The organism is Pseudomonas sp. NC02, from assembly GCF_002874965.1.
Lineage (GTDB): Bacteria > Pseudomonadota > Gammaproteobacteria > Pseudomonadales > Pseudomonadaceae > Aquipseudomonas.
In genome coordinates this window covers 5,805,755-5,820,432 of record NZ_CP025624.1, presented here as the reverse complement: position 1 = coordinate 5,820,432, position 14,678 = coordinate 5,805,755, and the positions used below count along the sequence as shown (strand labels likewise).

The window sequence follows — 14,678 nt, the reverse complement described above, 5'->3', positions numbered from 1 at the left end:
GCGTTGGCAGTTAGATCAGCGGCTCATCCGGCTTCCTGTTCTTCCAGCCGTCATTGCCCGGCAGCAGCAGATTCAACGCAATCGCTACCACCGCACACAGGGCGATGCCCTTCAGGCCAAAGTCATCCGGGCCAGTGCCGGTGCCTACCAGCACACCGCCAATCCCGAACACCAGGGTCACCGACACAATCACCAGGTTGCGCGCTTCGCCAAGGTCGATCTTGTGGCGGATCAGGGTGTTCATCCCCACTGCGGCAATCGAGCCGAACAGCAGGCACAGAATCCCGCCCATTACCGGGACTGGAATGCTTTGCAGCAGCGCGCCGAACTTGCCGATAAACGCCAGGCTGATGGCAAACACCGCCGCCCAGGTCATGATCTTCGGGTTGTAGTTCTTGGTCAGCATCACCGCGCCCGTCACTTCCGCGTAGGTCGTGTTGGGCGGGCCGCCGAACAGGCCGGCAGCGGTGGTGGCGATCCCGTCACCCAGCAGGGTGCGGTGCAGGCCAGGCTTCTTCAGGTAGTCGCGACCGGTCACGCTGCCCACCGCAATCACACCACCGATGTGTTCGATCGCCGGGGCCAGGGCCACCGGGACGATAAACAGGATCGCCTGCCAGTTGAATTCCGGCGCGGTGAAGTGGGGCAGGGCGAACCACGGTGCGGCGGCGATCTTCGCGGTGTCGACTACGCCGAAGTAGAACGACATGGCAAAACCCACCAGCACGCCGGAGATGATCGGCACCAGGCGGAAAATGCCTTTGCCGAACACCGCCACGATCAACGTGGTCAGCAGCGCCGGCATCGAGATCAGCATGGCGGTCTGGTAGTGGATCAACTCGCTGCCGTCACCGGCCTTGCCCATCGCCATATTGGCCGCAATCGGCGCCATGGCCAGGCCAATGGAAATGATCACCGGCCCGATCACCACCGGCGGCAGCAGCCGGTCGATGAAACCGGTGCCCTTGATCTTCACGGCCAGGCCCAGGAAGGTGTAAACGAAGCCGGCCGCCATCACGCCGCCCATGGTCGCCGCGAGGCCGAACTGGCCCTTGGCGAGAATGATCGGGGTGATAAACGCAAAGCTCGACGCCAGGAACACCGGTACCTGGCGCCCGGTGACGACCTGGAACAACAAGGTGCCCAAGCCTGCGGTGAACAGGGCGACGTTTGGATCGAGACCGGTGATCAGCGGCATCAACACCAGCGCGCCAAATGCTACGAAGAGCATCTGTGCGCCAGACAGGATCTGGCGCCAAAGCGGGTCGTTGAACTCATCCTGCATGGTCACGCGTCCTTCTGCTTGGTACCGAAGATCTTGTCGCCGGCATCGCCCAGGCCCGGGATGATGTAGCCATGTTCATTCAGGCGTTCATCGATGGATGCGGTGTAGATCAACACGTCCGGGTGGGCTTTCTCGACGGCGGCGATGCCTTCGGGAGCGGCCACCAGCACCATGGCGCGGATGTCCTTGCAACCGGCTTTTTTCAGCAGGTCGATGGTGGCAACCATGGAGCTGCCGGTGGCGAGCATCGGGTCGATGATCATCGCCAGGCGCTCGTCGATTTCCGGTACCAGTTTTTCCAAGTAGGTGTGGGCCTGCAGCGTCTCTTCGTTGCGGGCCACGCCTACGGCGCTGACCTTGGCACCCGGGATCAGGCTGAGCACGCCTTCGAGCATGCCGATACCGGCACGCAGGATCGGCACCACGGTAATCTTCTTGCCGGCGATTTTCTCGACCTGGACGGGACCACACCAACCGGCGATCTCGTAGTTTTCCAGGGGCAGGTCTTTGGTCGCCTCGTAGGTGAGCAGCGCTCCGACTTCCTGAGCAAGCTCACGGAAGTTCTTCGTGCTAATGTCGGCGCGGCGCATAAGGCCGAGTTTATGTCGGATCAGCGGATGGCGGATCTCACGGATGGGCATGGGGAAAGGCTCCGGCGGCGGGCAAAAAAACCGGCCTAGATTAATCTATCCGAGGGTGTTGTCCTATAGACATCTAGTACGTTAGTCCATTAAGGCTTGAACGTTGCGCCTCACATGCGTACCTTTGCCCGCTTTTCTTGCCACAGCACCCCCTTGGAGAGCGCCATGTCCGCTGATCTCGAGCATATCCGTCAAATCATGCGCGAGGCTGACTGCCTGTACACCGAAGCGCAAGTCGAAGAGGCCATCGCCAAGGTCGGCGCGCACATCTCCCGTGAAATGGCCGACACCAACCCGGTGGTCTTTTGCGTGATGAACGGTGGCCTGATTTTCGCCGGTAAATTGCTCACCCACCTGCAATTCCCGCTGGAAGCGTCCTACCTGCACGCCACTCGCTATCGCAATGAAACCAGTGGCGGCGACCTGTTCTGGAAAGCCAAGCCGGAAGTCTCGTTCATCGACCGCGACGTGCTGATCATTGACGACATCCTCGACGAAGGTCACACCCTGGGCGCGATCATCGACTTCTGCAAACACGCCGGCGCGCGCAAGGTGCACACTGCCGTGCTGATCGACAAGGACCACGACCGCAAGGCCCGTCCGGACCTGAAAGCCGATTACGTGGGCCTGCCGTGCATTGACCGTTACATCTTCGGTTACGGCATGGACTACAAAGGCTACTGGCGCAACGCCAATGGGATCTACGCCGTCAAAGGGATGTAAGCGGGATTCAGGCGCAGGGTTGTCATGCTATCGTGCTTGGCCCCTGCGTCTGGAGCTGTTCATGAGCCTGTTGATTCGCACCTGCGCCGCCCTGGCGCTGACCCTCAGTTTGCCCCTGGCGGCTGCTCCGGCGCCGCTGCACAGCCAATTCCTGCCGCCCGACGACCTGACCCTGCGCGCCGAAACCCCGGACCAGCAGCAATTGCTGCAAGTCACCGAGTATTCGGTGGTGGTGGGTAACCAGCGCCAATCCACCCAGCAGCCGATCCCGGTGACCTCGCCGTTGATGATCCGCCTCAAGGGCAAGTCCCTGAACAAAGGCGCGACCATCGCCCAGGTGATCCTCAACTTTGATGCTGAAAGCAAAAGCCTGAAAAAGCCGGTGTTCGACGACAAAAGCAAAACCCTGACCTTGTCGTATCCGGTGACCCAGTATCGGGTGATCGTCGACTTGTTGCGCAATGACACGGTCTATGTGCAATTCCTCACTTACGCCAACGGCCATATCTGGGCCGATTTGCACACCGGGGCGGTGCGCGCCAAATAATCCAGCCGACGCGCATTCGGCGGTGTAAATACAGTCAATGTGGGAGCTGGCTTGCCTGCGATAGCGGTGGGTCCGTTGGCCCATCTGTTACTGATGCACCGCTATCGCAGGCAAGCCGGCTCCCACATTGGTTCGCGTAGCTTTCGAAGCCGCTGTGCCGCAGGTAAACTGCTTTTCCCGTGTAAATGTCTGCAGGCTGGAGTCGGTAATGCGTAAAGATAAGAAACAGGTGATTGGTGATGAAATCGGCGACGAGCAAATCAAGCTGTTCCTGGATTTCGAGCCGGTAGACGCCACTTCGCCGTCCCTGCACAAACTGATCAAGGCCTACCGCGGCCTGCGTATCGACGACTTCGAACGCTTCCTGGTTTTCTTCAAGGAAGCCGGCCTGGACCTCGATGGCAAGGACGAGCATGGCCTGACCTTCGTTGAAGTGATCAAGGACCAGCGCAACGCCGCCGAGTACATCGAGCTGATCGAACAAGCTCGCGGCTGATTGTTGCGGACGAAAAAAAACGCCCCGTTAGGGGCGTTTTTCGTTCCCACGCTCTGCGTGGGAATGCGTCCACTGACACTCTGCGTCACGACGCTCAAGCGTAGCTTTCGGTCTCGCTGCTCTGCTCAACCAGTTCCAGGCTGATGTTGTTCTGCGTGTTGATCTTGCGATACAGCTCGGCATCGGTCTCCAGGACCTTTTCCCGAGCCGGGAAGATCTCGTGCAGCTTGGCGGCCCACTCACCGGCCGCTTTCGTCGGGAAGCAGCGTTCGATCAGTTCCAGCATGATCGACACGGTCACCGAAGCACCTGGAGACGCGCCGAGCAGGGCGGCCAGCGAACCGTCCTTGGCCGCAACCAGTTCGGTACCGAATTGCAGCACGCCGCCTTTCTTCGGGTCTTTCTTGATGATCTGCACCCGTTGGCCGGCCACTTCCAGGCGCCAGTCTTCGGCTTTTGCCTCAGGGTAGAAGCGACGCAGGGATTCCAGGCGCTGCTCCATGGACTGGCGCACCTCGCTGACCAGGTACTTGGTCAGGTCCATGTTGTCCCGGGCCACGGCCAGCATCGGGCCGATGTTGCCGGCACGAATCGACATGGGCAGGTCAAGGAACGAGCCGTGCTTGAGGAACTTGGTGGTGAAACCGGCGTATGGCCCGAACAGCAGGGATTTCTTGCCGTCGACCACACGGGTGTCGAGGTGCGGCACCGACATCGGTGGCGAACCCACGGCCGCCTGGCTGTAGACCTTGGCCTGGTGGTGCTTGACCACTTCCGGGTTGTCGCAACGCAGCCACTGGCCGCTGACCGGGAAGCCGCCGAAGCCCTTGCTTTCCTCGATGCCCGAGGCTTGCAACAGCGGCAGGGCCGCGCCACCGGCGCCGAGGAACACGAACTTGGCGTCCACATCACGGGAATTGCCGCTGTTGACGTCCTTGATGCTCACGGTCCAGCCGGCGCCGTTGCGCTTGAGGCCGGTGACGCGCTTGCTGTACTTGACCTGGGCATCCGGGGCGCTGGTCAGGTGCGAGAGCAACTGGTTGGTCAGGGCGCCGAAGTTGACGTCGGTGCCGTTCATCACGCGGGTGGCGGCGATTTTTTCGTCCAGCGGGCGGCCGGGCATCATCAGCGGCATCCACTCGGCCATCTCGCTGCGGTCTTCGGTGTAGTGCATGTCCGAGAACGCGTGGTGCTGGCTGAGGGTTTCAAAACGCTTCTTGAGGAACGACACGCCTTTCTCGCCCTGTACGAAGCTCAGGTGCGGCACGGGGCTGATAAAGGATTTGGACGAGCCAAAGGTGCCTTTCTTGGTCAGGTAGGCCCAGAACTGCTTCGACACCTCGAATTGGGTGTTGATGTGCACGGCTTTCTTGATGTCGATGGAGCCGTCGGCGGCCTGCGGTGTGTAGTTCAGCTCACACAGCCCGGCGTGGCCGGTACCGGCGTTGTTCCACGGGTTGGAACTTTCCGCGGCACCCGAATCCATCAGCTCAACGACTTCCAGCTTGAGGCCGGGGTCGAGCTCTTTGAGCAGTACGGCGAGGGTGGCACTCATGATGCCCGCACCTACCAGTACTACGTCGACTGCTTCGTTATGCGCCATTTAACGCGTCTCCAAAATCTGCAGCACCAAATTGACGGCATGGCTGCCAGGAGTGACGGGGCGGTTCACGTGATGCCCCAGGTTACCCATGGCCAGGATCGCCATGTCCGATTCTTCGCAATTTATCGCAAGCGGACGCTGCCGACCGGGCCTGATCTGCGTATGAACGCATTTAAGGGCGCCTGTGGCAATTCGACTTATGGTCAAGCTCGTCCGATCGTGCAACCAAATCCGTAGCGGACAGGCTTCAAGCTCCGGTTCTTGAGGAGTGCTCGGTCCTGTGTGGTGGGGCTGTTCCAGACGCTGATGGTGCTTGTACAAACGCAAAACTATTCATTTGCTCGCCACACTCTTGTGAAGTTGTGAAAACCCGTTTTTTTCACGCTCTTTTGAAGACGTGAACCTCAAAAAAGGGCTGCCCCAGCCTGGCACCTGGCCCGAAATCACTGCCGGCAAGCGGCAAAACGGGCAAACAACTCAAGTGGCCGAGCGCATGGCAGCTCTGGCAGATTCGGGTAAAGACGATGGTTTGCAGAGAAAACAGCAAGCTCGCCAGCTTCACACGATCTGTGTGGGCGGCTCTCTGTGGGCGGTGCGGGGGAGCTAATACAAGTGCATTAGCGATGCTGCGAGGCCCGATCAGGAGACGTCCTTATAATCGGGGGGAGATTGTAGCGAAGAAATGCGCGCAAATGGACGTGTTTAATGACTTTTATTAGCAGTCTGGTCAGGAGGCCAACGCGTGCCGTGCCTGTGGCTGCGAAACCCGGGGGCTGACGCGCGCGCTGGCGGGCAGCGGACGGTGCATCCAGCTCAGGCGGGTCTCTTCGACTTCGACCCAGCCTTCACCGACGGGCGGCAGGCTGCACTGCTTGAAAGCCTGGCAGCAGCCTTGGGCGTCGAGCAGGGCGAAGTGGCGATGGCTGGCGTGGGAAAAGAACAAAGATTTGAGAAGGCGCATGGCTGTGTACCCGGTTCGTTACATGCTGCGAAGGTTGGCAGTCTGGCATGACATTGAGGTGACGGTTCTGTGTGAAAATTGTAATTTCGCCGACAGTTCAGGCGCCGTTCAGGAATTCTGGTGAGTGGCGAGCGCTCACCGTTATACTGGCGCCCTGTTTGCATCTAGTCCTGGAGAAATGAGTATGTTGCAACGCCTGTTGTTCGGTTTGATCACTGTGACCAGTTTGACCCTGGTTGGCTGCGCCCACAGCCCGCAACAACTCAGCCCGCAACCGAAAATCACCACCCAGCTGGCGCCTGTCGGCCATGGCCAGCCGGTGTCGGTGCGTGTGGTTGACGGTCGTCCGTCGCCGACCCTCGGCACCCGTGGCGGCCTGTACCCGGAAACCAGCGCCATTACGGTGACCGGTGCGGACGTGCTGCCCAAGCTGCAAGCCCAGGCCGAAGCGGCCGTGCGCCTGTTGGGCTTCACCCCTTCCAACTCGCCAGGTGCGCCACAACTGACCATCACCCTGGCCGAGCTGAAGTATCAGTCGCCCAAGGAAGGCCTGTACGTGACTGAAGCCACCATCGGCGCGACCTTCAAGTCCGACGTGACTGCCGGTACCCGTCGCTACAGCGGCCGTTACGGCGCATCCCTGGACCAGCGCTTCGGCATGGCGCCGAACCAGGAAACCAACACCAAGCTGGTCAGCGACGTGTTGAGCGATGCCCTGACGCGCCTGTTCAAGGACCCGAGCATCGGTTCGCTGCTCAGCTCGCAGTAACCGTCAGGCGGGCGCGGAGCGCCCCAGTCGGCATTCCTTTGCGGCGCGTGGGAACGATCAAAAAACCGGGCTCATCACTGAGCCCGGTTTTTTTACGCCTGCCGTTTTCATGCAGCCGTTTCGATATAAAAGTCCAGCACACTCACGCCAGTGAGCAAGTCCAACTCCGGCAGGTCGGCATGTTGATGCCCGCCGAGGGCGCAATACACCAGCCAGTGGCGGTCCTGCACATTGAACGCGAGGCCGCCCACCAGGGCCTCTTGCTCATCGCTTGGGGCAATCAGATACAGCCGATCCTGGTTCTGCGCGTGCAACATGACAAGCTCCCGGGCTTTCGAAGGGCAACAGAGTGGCTTGTTAAGGTGACGTTCAGGTGACGCTGTAAATTACTGGATACATTAGCCGTCAATGGGGAAGGAGTAATGACGCGCAGGCGGCGCATATCATTCAGGTTTGTATCTGGATTGATACCAAGACACTGATACATCGAGGTTTGCGATGTCGCTGACCGCACTACTGCTCAATTCCCTTGCCCTGTTACTGGCCTGCCCGGCGGCATGGCTGCTGTTTGTCACGCGCCTGCATGAACAGCGCGCGATGGCCCGCCTTGCCGCGCAAAGCGAACTGCGTGCCATTGATCAGCCGATGCTGTATCTGGACGTGTTGACGCAGCGTACCTATCGCCTGTTCTACCGGTTGGGGTTTGCCTGTCTGGGGCTGGCGTTGCTGGTGTCCTTTCTTAGTACCCGATTGTAGGAACACCCTAAAAACAACTGTGGGAGCGGGCTTGCTCGCGAAAGCGCGGTGTCAGTCAATACATGATTGGCTGATCCACCGCCTTCGCGAGCAAGCCCGCTCCCACATTGAGTTTGCGCTGTTGCTGGTACCGGGTTACAGGGCAATCCCGGCCTTGACCCGGTACTGATTCCTCACCGGCGTCGCGTATTGCAACACCAGATACGGCCGATGCTCGGCCGGGCACGCATTCAAGCGCCGCTCCCACTCTGCCTTTGCCTTGGCCAACTCGTCCGCCGGGAATACCTCGGCTGCGGTCGGTACCTGCAATTGCGGATCGGCATCGCTCCATTGGGCGTACGCCAGGTAATGCACCGGGAACAACCGATACCCACCCAGGATCTGCCGGTCCATTTCGATCGCCAACAGCTTGGTGTCTTCGAACGCCTCGGTGATCGGCGGCGCGAAGTTGACGTGTACCCGGCCCTTGTAGCCGGTGATGCCCAGGGCGATGCTCACGTCATCTTCCCCCGGCGCCTTGCTGTAGGTGCCGGTGGTGGCGCGGATGTACAGCTCGCGGGCCTTGGCTGCGTCGCACGGGTCGTATTCGTAGCTGATGGACACGGGCGTCAGGTTCAGTGACTGGATGACCTCGGCGAACGGCTCGTCCTTGCGGCTCATGTGGAACATCTTGAGGATCGCCGACTCGGTGCGATCATCCCCATCCTTGGCGCGGCCTTCGGCCTGGGCGATCCAGATCGACTGGCAGTCGTTGCGAATCGAATGGTTGATGTAGGCCGACAGCAACTGATAGGCCGCCATCTTCTCTTTGCGCCCGGTGATCGAGCGGTGCACGATGAAACTCTTGTTCAGGCGCATCAGGTCGCTGACAAACGGCTTCTGCAGCAGGTTGTCGCCGATGGCGATGCGCGGCGTCGGCAGGCCGGCGTGGTACACGGCGTAGTTGACGAAGGCCGGGTCCATCACGATGTCGCGGTGGTTGGCCAGGAACAGGTAGGCGCTGCCGGACTTGAACTGCTCCACGCCGGTATAGGTCACGCCGTCGGTTGCCCGCTCGATGGTGTGGTCGACGTAAAACTCGACTTTGTCCTGCAGCGTGGCCACGGTGGTGACGCCGGCGAACTCACGGCGCAGTTTATGAGCGATCATCGGCTTGAGCAGCCAGCCGAAGGCGCCGGCAAAGCGCGGGAAGCGAAAGTGGGTCAGGATGTCCAGAAAGGCCTTGTCACTGAACAGTCGGGCCAGCACTGCCGGGACTTCGCTGTCGTTGTAAGGTCGGATGGTATCGAATTCGCCCATCATGCTCTCTTGTTAGAAACGGCTAGGGTAAGTAAAGGTTTGGAACAATAAATATCAGGGCGTGGTCCGGGCAATTGGCCGGGACGAAAAATAGCCCTGTAAATAGACCGGCGATTATACGCACAAGTCACCTTGGAGACCGCGATGGAAGAGGAGTCGTACGAATGTCCTTATTGTGGAGAGGTAGTCACGGCGCTACTGGACCTGTCGGCGGGCGATCAGGAATATATTGAGGACTGCCCGGTGTGCTGCCGGCCTATTGTTTTCGAGCTGCAGGTTCATGACGACGAATGGATGCTCAACGTGCGCAGCGAGAACGAATAAAGGTACGCCCATGCAGCGAATCTACGAGCCGGAAAACCTGATGGAAGGCGAGCTGCTGCAAGGCATGCTCGAAAGCGAGGGCATCACCGCGCACCTGGTGGGGCGCGATTTGCTCGGGGGTACCGGCGAACTGCCGATCTATGGCCTGCTGGCGCTGGCGGTGGAGAACGACCAGGCCGCCTACGCCCGCGAGCTGATCACCGCCTACAACGGTGCGCAACCACTGCCCGGTGATGAACCCGACAGCTTTCCCGACGTGCTGGTCTGTTAGGCTGTCGGCCAGTTTCTCCAAGAGTCGTGTTGCCCCATGTGTGGACGTTATGCCCTGTTTCGCTGGAACCCCGCGTTTGCTGCCTTGCCGGGCTTCCCGGCCGACCAGCAGGCCCAGTGGAACATCTCTCCCAATGACTCGGTGCTGATCCAGCGCCTGAGTGACGGCCAGCACACCCTGGCGCGGGCGCGCTGGGGCCTGACGCCGCCCTGGCTGACCGATCTCTCTCGTACACCGGCCCATGCCCGGGCGGAAACCCTTGCCGAACAGCCGATGTTTCGCGAAGCGTTTCGCCAGCGCCGCTGCCTGCTTCCGGCCAATGGTTTCTACGAATGGCGCGGCACCCAGCGCAAGCGCCCGTACTGGCTGACGCCGGGGGAGGGCAGCACGCTGTTCTTTGCGGCGATCTGGGAGGCGTATCCGGTGCAGGAGCAGGTTTGGTTGAGTACGGCGGTGGTGACCCAGGCGGCGCAGAGTCAGCGCCGACCGTTGATTCTGGATGCGGCGGGGCAGGCAGCCTGGCTGAACCCCGAGACCCCGCTGCACACCTTGCAGGCCTTGTTGGCCAGTGAACCCACCGCGTTGCGCGAGCGGGTGCTGGCCAATATGGTCAACGATCCGAAGCTGAATGGACCGGAGTGCCTGACGCCGGGTTGAGCGTTGTGTTGAATCGGCCGGCCTCTTCGCGAGCAAGCCCGCTCCCACATTTGATTGCATTTCAACTGAAGGAATGCGATCGAATGCGGGAGCGGGCTTGCTCGCGAAGGCGCCCGAAAGGGCGCCGCTTGACTCACACCTTGAACTGATTGATCAACCGCCGCTGCTGTTCCGCCAGCTTGGTCAGGTCTGCGCTGGCCGCGCTCGACTCATCCGCTCCGCCGGCCACTTCATTGGCCACCTGTCCGATATTGATCACGTTACGGTTAATGTCCTCGGCCACCGCGCTCTGTTCCTCGGCGGCGCTGGCGATCTGGGTGTTCATGTCGTTGATCACCGACACCGCCTGGGTAATGGTCTCCAGCGCCTGAGCCGCCTTGGCCGCGTGTTGCACGCTTTCATCGGTGCGATTCTGGCTGTCTTCCATCACCCGCACCACGTCGCGGGTGCCCTGCTGCAGTTGCTGGATCATGGCCTGGATTTCTTCGGTAGCCTTCTGGGTCTTCTGCGCCAGGTTGCGCACCTCGTCGGCCACCACCGCAAACCCGCGCCCTTGCTCACCGGCCCGTGCGGCTTCGATTGCCGCGTTGAGCGCCAGCAGGTTGGTCTGCTCGGCAATCCCGCGAATCGCCGTGAGGATGGCATTGATGTTCTCGCTGTCCTTGGCCAGCGCCTGCACCACACCGACCGCCTTGCCGATTTCCTCGGCGAGGGCGCCGATGGAGGTGGAGGTGTCGCGCACAATCTGCATGCCCTGGCTCGCCGCTTGATCAGCGTGGCTGGCGGCCTGTGCGGCCTGGGTGGCGTTGCGCGCCACGTCCTGTGCGGTCGCGGTCATCTCGTGCACGGCGGTAGCCACCTGGTCGATCTCGACCATTTGCTTGTGCACGCCCTGGTTGGTACGAATCGCGATGTCGGCGGTGTGCTCCGAGGAGTCGCTGACCTTCTGCACCGAACTCACCACCTGGGTAATCATCCCCTGCAACTTGGCCAGGAATGTATTGAAGCCGCTGGCAATCGCCCCCAGTTCGTCGGCGCGATCACTGGTCAGGCGCCGGGTCAGGTCGCCTTCGCCCTGGGCGATGTCATTGAGCATCGCCACCATTTGCTTGAGCGGCCGGGCAATGCCGTGGCCCACCAGCCAGATCACCAGCAAGCCGATGCCGGCGATCAGCAGCCCGGCCACGGCCATGCCGAAAATATCGGTTTTGCGCTGGGCGTCGAGGTCGTGCTGCATCGCCTGCAGGTCGGCCATTACCGCACTCAGGGGCAGTTGCAGGAGCAGGGTCCAGCGGGCGTCGGTCTGGCCGATGTTGAACGGCAGGAACAGCTCGATATGCCCGTGTTGCTTGTCCACGTCATAGCGCACCTCGCCGATCTTCAGTTGGCCGAGGTTGGCCAGTTCGTTGCTGTCCAGCAGGTCGCTGGCCTTTTCCCCGAGCTTGCTGGCGTCCTTGGTGTAGGCCACCAGGCGGCCGTTGCTGGAAATCAGCGCCAACTCGCCAGCACCGTTGTACAAATTCTGATCAGCCTTGGTGAGCATTTCCTGGATGAAGTTCACCGACAGGTCGGCACCGACGATGCCCTGAAAGGTGCCGTCGATCATGATTGGTTCGATAAACGAGGCGAGCATCACCATCGCGTTCCCGACTTTATAAGGGGCCGGATCGATGGCGCAGGGCTTTTTGCTTTCCTTGGAACACAGGTAGTACTCACTGGCGCGCACGCCGGTGGACAGGATGGTCTGGTCGGCCACGTCAGCCAGTTTATCCAGGCCCAGGCTGCCGTCGGCATTGCGGAACCACCACGGCAGGAAGCGGCCGTTGGTTTCGATGCCGACCACCGGGCTGTTGACGTAGGCAGCATCGTTGTGGTCGATGGCGTTGGCTTCCCAGCCTATATAGGCGCCAAGAATCTTCGGGTTACGCACCACGGTTTCGTGGATCAGGTTGATCAGTTGTTCACGGGAGACCGCCAGTCGCGGGTTGCCGTTGGCGTCTTTCATGCCCATCAGGGCGTTGGCGGTGGCCAGGCCCTTGGCCGTCACCAGCGGTGCTTCGAGTTCGCGCTGGATCAGCGTCGCCTGGGTTTGCGCGAGGGCGGTCAGGCGCTGCTCGATGATTTGTTCGAATTGACCCTGGGTGCGTTCCTGCACCATCTCCTGGGTGCGCGCCCCGGCGAACAAGGCATACAGCACCAACACCGCCACCACGCTCAGGACAATGGCCCCGGCCAGTGCCGCGACAGAAAATTGAATCGACTTGAACTTCATGACGGCTCCGAACGCAGGGGGAGATTGGCTGCTTGTGTATATCGGCCGCGGGCGGGGGAGACATGAGGGCCATTACCTCAAAATGGCTGTGCCGGATGGGCGAATGTCGTAAATGGAATGGTTGCCAGCGTTTGTGAATTTTTTGCGGCAGTGTGGGATGTATCTGAAATCAGGTGGCTATACGTCTGTTGTATCTGGCGTCGATACAATTGGCCGACTACGATACGCGCCATGTTTTCAGGGAGCAGGTTGATGAAAAAGACAGTGGCGGTATGTGCGTTGGGCGCGGCTTTGTTGCTCGCCGGTTGTCAGTCGGTCAACACCACCAGCGGCGGCGCCGTGGGGGTTGAGCGCAAGCAGTACATGTTCAGCATGTTGTCGAGCCAGGAAGTCGACCAGATGTATGCGCAGTCCTACCAGCAGACCCTGGGTGAAGCCAGCGGCAAGGGCCTGGTGGACAAGACCAGCGCCAACGCCAAGCGCGTGCAGGCGATTGCCAACCGCCTGATCGCCCAGGCGCCCACCTTCCGCCCGGATGCGGCGCAGTGGAAGTGGGAAGTGAACCTGATCAAAAGTGACGAGATGAACGCCAACTGCGGGCCTGGCGGCAAGATCTTTGTCTACAGCGCGCTGATCGACAATCTCAAGTTGACCGACGACGAACTCGCCGCCGTGATGGGCCATGAAATTGCCCACGCCTTGCGTGAGCACGGCCGCGAAGCCATGTCCAAGGCCTACGGTATCGAAATGGCGAAGCAGGGGGCCGGTGCGTTGTTCGGCCTCGGTCAGGACAGCCTGGCGCTGGCCGATACCGTGGCCAACTACGGCATGACCTTGCCCAACAGCCGCAGCAACGAAAACGAAGCGGACCTGATCGGCCTGGAGTTGTCGGCGCGTGCCGGTTACAACCCGAACGCGGCGATTACCCTGTGGAACAAAATGGCCAAGGCTTCGGAAGGCTCGCCACCTGAATTCATGAGCACCCACCCTGCCTCCGACAGCCGGATCGCCTCGTTGCAGGCGGCGATTCCGAAGGTGATGCCGTTGTATCAGCAGGCGAAAAAATCCTGATTTATAAGGCTGAAATGCAAATCTGAATGTGGGGGCCCGGCTTGTGTGGGAGTCGGGCTTGCCCGCGATGCAGGCACCTCGGTGTGTCAGTTGCACCGAGGTGATGCTATCGCAGGCAAGCCAGCTCCCACAAAAGCCCAGCTCCCATATGGGGTTACGTTTAGATCCAGCCACTGCTCTGCATGGCCTTGTACACCGCAACAATGGCCAGGATGAAGAATGCCGTAGCCGCCAGTCGACGAATCAGCGTCAGCGGCAATTTGTCCGCGGCAAAATTACCCGCCAGCACCACCGGCACGTTGGCAATCAACATGCCCAGGGTGGTGCCGATAATTACCAGCCACAGTTCCGGGTATTGCGCCGCGAGCATCACGGTAGCGATCTGGGTCTTGTCGCCGATTTCCGCGAGGAAGAATGCGATCAGCGTGGTCAGGAAGGGCCCGAACTTGCGGGAAGTGCTGGCTTCGTCATCGTCGAGCTTGTCGGGCACCAGGGTCCACAGCGCCGTGGCGCAGAAGCTCGCCGCGAGTATCCAGTGCAGCACCGCATCCGAGAAGAAACTCCCGAACCAGGCCCCCACGGCACCGGCGGCCGCATGGTTGGCCAGGGTCGCGGCAACGATGCCGGCGATGATCGGCCAGGGTTTGCGAAAGCGTGCAGCGAGAATGAGTGCGAGCAGTTGCGTCTTGTCGCCAATTTCGGCCAAGGCAACGATTGCGGTAGGGACGAGCAGAGAATCCAGCATCAGGTAAGTTCCAGGGGCGGGTCGACACGGCTATGACACGTACAGCCTTCCCGCCCCGGGTAAGGTGTTCGTGTCATAGGTCTTGTCAAACCCCGGTCCGTCTGTGCGGACTCCTGGGTCGCATACGCCATGGCCTGTTGACCAAGTATGTTGACGTATGCCGGACGAGCGTGGCGCTCGTGGGAGACTACTCCCCTAGGACGGAGCGGATTCTGCCTAGGCAAAATCCATTCGGCAAGCCTTCTTTTGGAAAAAGAT

17 protein-coding genes, 1 pseudogene and 1 riboswitch are annotated in these 14,678 nt (G+C 60.7%); of the genes and pseudogenes, 9 read left to right on the top strand and 9 right to left on the bottom strand.

The features are described 5' to 3' along the window. Positions 1-10: 10 nt before the first annotated feature. Together C0058_RS27335 and upp are read right to left on the bottom strand one after the other, a co-directional pair. The gene (locus tag C0058_RS27335) at positions 11-1,285 is read right to left on the bottom strand and encodes a uracil-xanthine permease family protein (RefSeq protein ID WP_087692860.1); all 1,275 of its coding nucleotides are present in this window, start codon (positions 1,283-1,285) and stop codon (positions 11-13) included. A 2-nt stretch (positions 1,286-1,287) separates the two neighbouring features. Then, positions 1,288-1,926: a uracil phosphoribosyltransferase gene (gene upp / locus C0058_RS27330; RefSeq protein ID WP_003216149.1), complete on the bottom strand. Its 639-nt coding sequence runs from the start codon at positions 1,924-1,926 to the stop codon at positions 1,288-1,290. Between the two features lie 165 nt (positions 1,927-2,091). Here upp and C0058_RS27325 point away from each other — a divergent pair, with 165 nt between their 5' ends. The 3 genes from C0058_RS27325 to C0058_RS27315 all read left to right on the top strand — a co-directional run bounded on the left by C0058_RS27325 (position 2,092) and on the right by C0058_RS27315 (position 3,692). Beyond that, positions 2,092-2,649 (top strand): hypoxanthine-guanine phosphoribosyltransferase, encoded by a 558-nt coding sequence (locus tag C0058_RS27325; protein ID WP_003216150.1) that lies wholly within the window; start codon positions 2,092-2,094, stop codon positions 2,647-2,649. 61 nt (positions 2,650-2,710) lie between these two features. Then, on the top strand, positions 2,711-3,196 hold the full coding sequence (locus C0058_RS27320) for a hypothetical protein (RefSeq protein WP_008434279.1): 486 nt from the start codon (positions 2,711-2,713) through the stop codon (positions 3,194-3,196). A gap of 208 nt (positions 3,197-3,404) precedes the next feature. Continuing rightward, positions 3,405-3,692 carry a PA4642 family protein gene (locus C0058_RS27315; protein WP_003216153.1) on the top strand — a complete coding sequence of 96 codons (288 nt, stop codon included), beginning with the start codon at positions 3,405-3,407 and terminating at the stop codon, positions 3,690-3,692. A 94-nt stretch (positions 3,693-3,786) separates the two neighbouring features. Here the strand turns inward: C0058_RS27315 and mqo are convergent, their stop codons facing one another. Both mqo and C0058_RS27305 read right to left on the bottom strand, forming a co-directional pair. Further along, positions 3,787-5,295, bottom strand: a complete 1,509-nt coding sequence (mqo, locus tag C0058_RS27310) for a malate dehydrogenase (quinone) (RefSeq protein WP_003216154.1) — start codon at positions 5,293-5,295, stop codon at positions 3,787-3,789. Positions 5,296-6,022: 727 nt separating this feature from the next. Continuing rightward, positions 6,023-6,256 carry a hypothetical protein gene (locus C0058_RS27305; RefSeq protein WP_003216156.1) on the bottom strand — a complete coding sequence of 78 codons (234 nt, stop codon included), beginning with the start codon at positions 6,254-6,256 and terminating at the stop codon, positions 6,023-6,025. Between the two features lie 184 nt (positions 6,257-6,440). Here C0058_RS27305 and C0058_RS27300 point away from each other — a divergent pair, with 184 nt between their 5' ends. Next, entirely contained in the window at positions 6,441-7,025 is a 585-nt protein-coding gene (locus C0058_RS27300; RefSeq protein WP_003216157.1) for a YajG family lipoprotein, read from the top strand. Between the two features lie 107 nt (positions 7,026-7,132). On the opposite strand, the gene C0058_RS27295 is transcribed toward C0058_RS27300, so the two are convergent. Continuing rightward, positions 7,133-7,342, bottom strand: coding sequence for a hypothetical protein (locus tag C0058_RS27295; protein WP_102369898.1), 210 nt, complete (start codon positions 7,340-7,342; stop codon positions 7,133-7,135). 181 nt (positions 7,343-7,523) lie between these two features. On the opposite strand from C0058_RS27295, the gene C0058_RS27290 reads away from it, so the two are divergent. Next, positions 7,524-7,781, top strand: a complete 258-nt coding sequence (locus C0058_RS27290) for a hypothetical protein (RefSeq protein ID WP_003216159.1) — start codon at positions 7,524-7,526, stop codon at positions 7,779-7,781. 135 nt (positions 7,782-7,916) lie between these two features. Here the strand turns inward: C0058_RS27290 and C0058_RS27280 are convergent, their stop codons facing one another. Continuing rightward, positions 7,917-9,080 carry a 1-acyl-sn-glycerol-3-phosphate acyltransferase gene (locus C0058_RS27280; protein ID WP_029615884.1) on the bottom strand — a complete coding sequence of 388 codons (1,164 nt, stop codon included), beginning with the start codon at positions 9,078-9,080 and terminating at the stop codon, positions 7,917-7,919. 144 nt (positions 9,081-9,224) lie between these two features. Between C0058_RS27280 and C0058_RS27275 the strand changes: the two genes are divergently transcribed. Genes C0058_RS27275 through C0058_RS27265 form a run of 3 tightly spaced genes read left to right on the top strand, consistent with a single transcriptional unit; the run spans position 9,225 to position 10,332 of the window. Next, positions 9,225-9,404 carry a CPXCG motif-containing cysteine-rich protein gene (locus tag C0058_RS27275; protein ID WP_102369897.1) on the top strand — a complete coding sequence of 60 codons (180 nt, stop codon included), beginning with the start codon at positions 9,225-9,227 and terminating at the stop codon, positions 9,402-9,404. A gap of 10 nt (positions 9,405-9,414) precedes the next feature. Continuing rightward, positions 9,415-9,675, top strand: coding sequence for a putative signal transducing protein (locus C0058_RS27270; protein ID WP_017477710.1), 261 nt, complete (start codon positions 9,415-9,417; stop codon positions 9,673-9,675). 36 nt (positions 9,676-9,711) lie between these two features. Further along, positions 9,712-10,332 carry an SOS response-associated peptidase gene (locus C0058_RS27265; protein WP_003216163.1) on the top strand — a complete coding sequence of 207 codons (621 nt, stop codon included), beginning with the start codon at positions 9,712-9,714 and terminating at the stop codon, positions 10,330-10,332. 133 nt (positions 10,333-10,465) lie between these two features. Here the strand turns inward: C0058_RS27265 and C0058_RS33350 are convergent, their stop codons facing one another. Both C0058_RS33350 and C0058_RS33345 read right to left on the bottom strand, forming a co-directional pair. Then, on the bottom strand, positions 10,466-11,209 hold the full coding sequence (locus tag C0058_RS33350; RefSeq protein ID WP_371857032.1) for a methyl-accepting chemotaxis protein: 744 nt from the start codon (positions 11,207-11,209) through the stop codon (positions 10,466-10,468). Between the two features lie 114 nt (positions 11,210-11,323). Next, a pseudogene (locus C0058_RS33345) lies at positions 11,324-11,524 on the bottom strand (HAMP domain-containing protein); the annotation flags it as partial. 1,332 nt (positions 11,525-12,856) lie between these two features. Here C0058_RS33345 and C0058_RS27255 point away from each other — a divergent pair. Continuing rightward, on the top strand, positions 12,857-13,675 hold the full coding sequence (locus C0058_RS27255; RefSeq protein ID WP_003216165.1) for a M48 family metallopeptidase: 819 nt from the start codon (positions 12,857-12,859) through the stop codon (positions 13,673-13,675). 160 nt (positions 13,676-13,835) lie between these two features. Here the strand turns inward: C0058_RS27255 and C0058_RS27250 are convergent, their stop codons facing one another. Next, entirely contained in the window at positions 13,836-14,420 is a 585-nt protein-coding gene (locus C0058_RS27250; RefSeq protein WP_003216166.1) for a TMEM165/GDT1 family protein, read from the bottom strand. A gap of 88 nt (positions 14,421-14,508) precedes the next feature. Next, a riboswitch (yybP-ykoY riboswitch) is annotated at positions 14,509-14,628 on the bottom strand. Between the last annotated feature and the right edge of the window lie 50 nt (positions 14,629-14,678).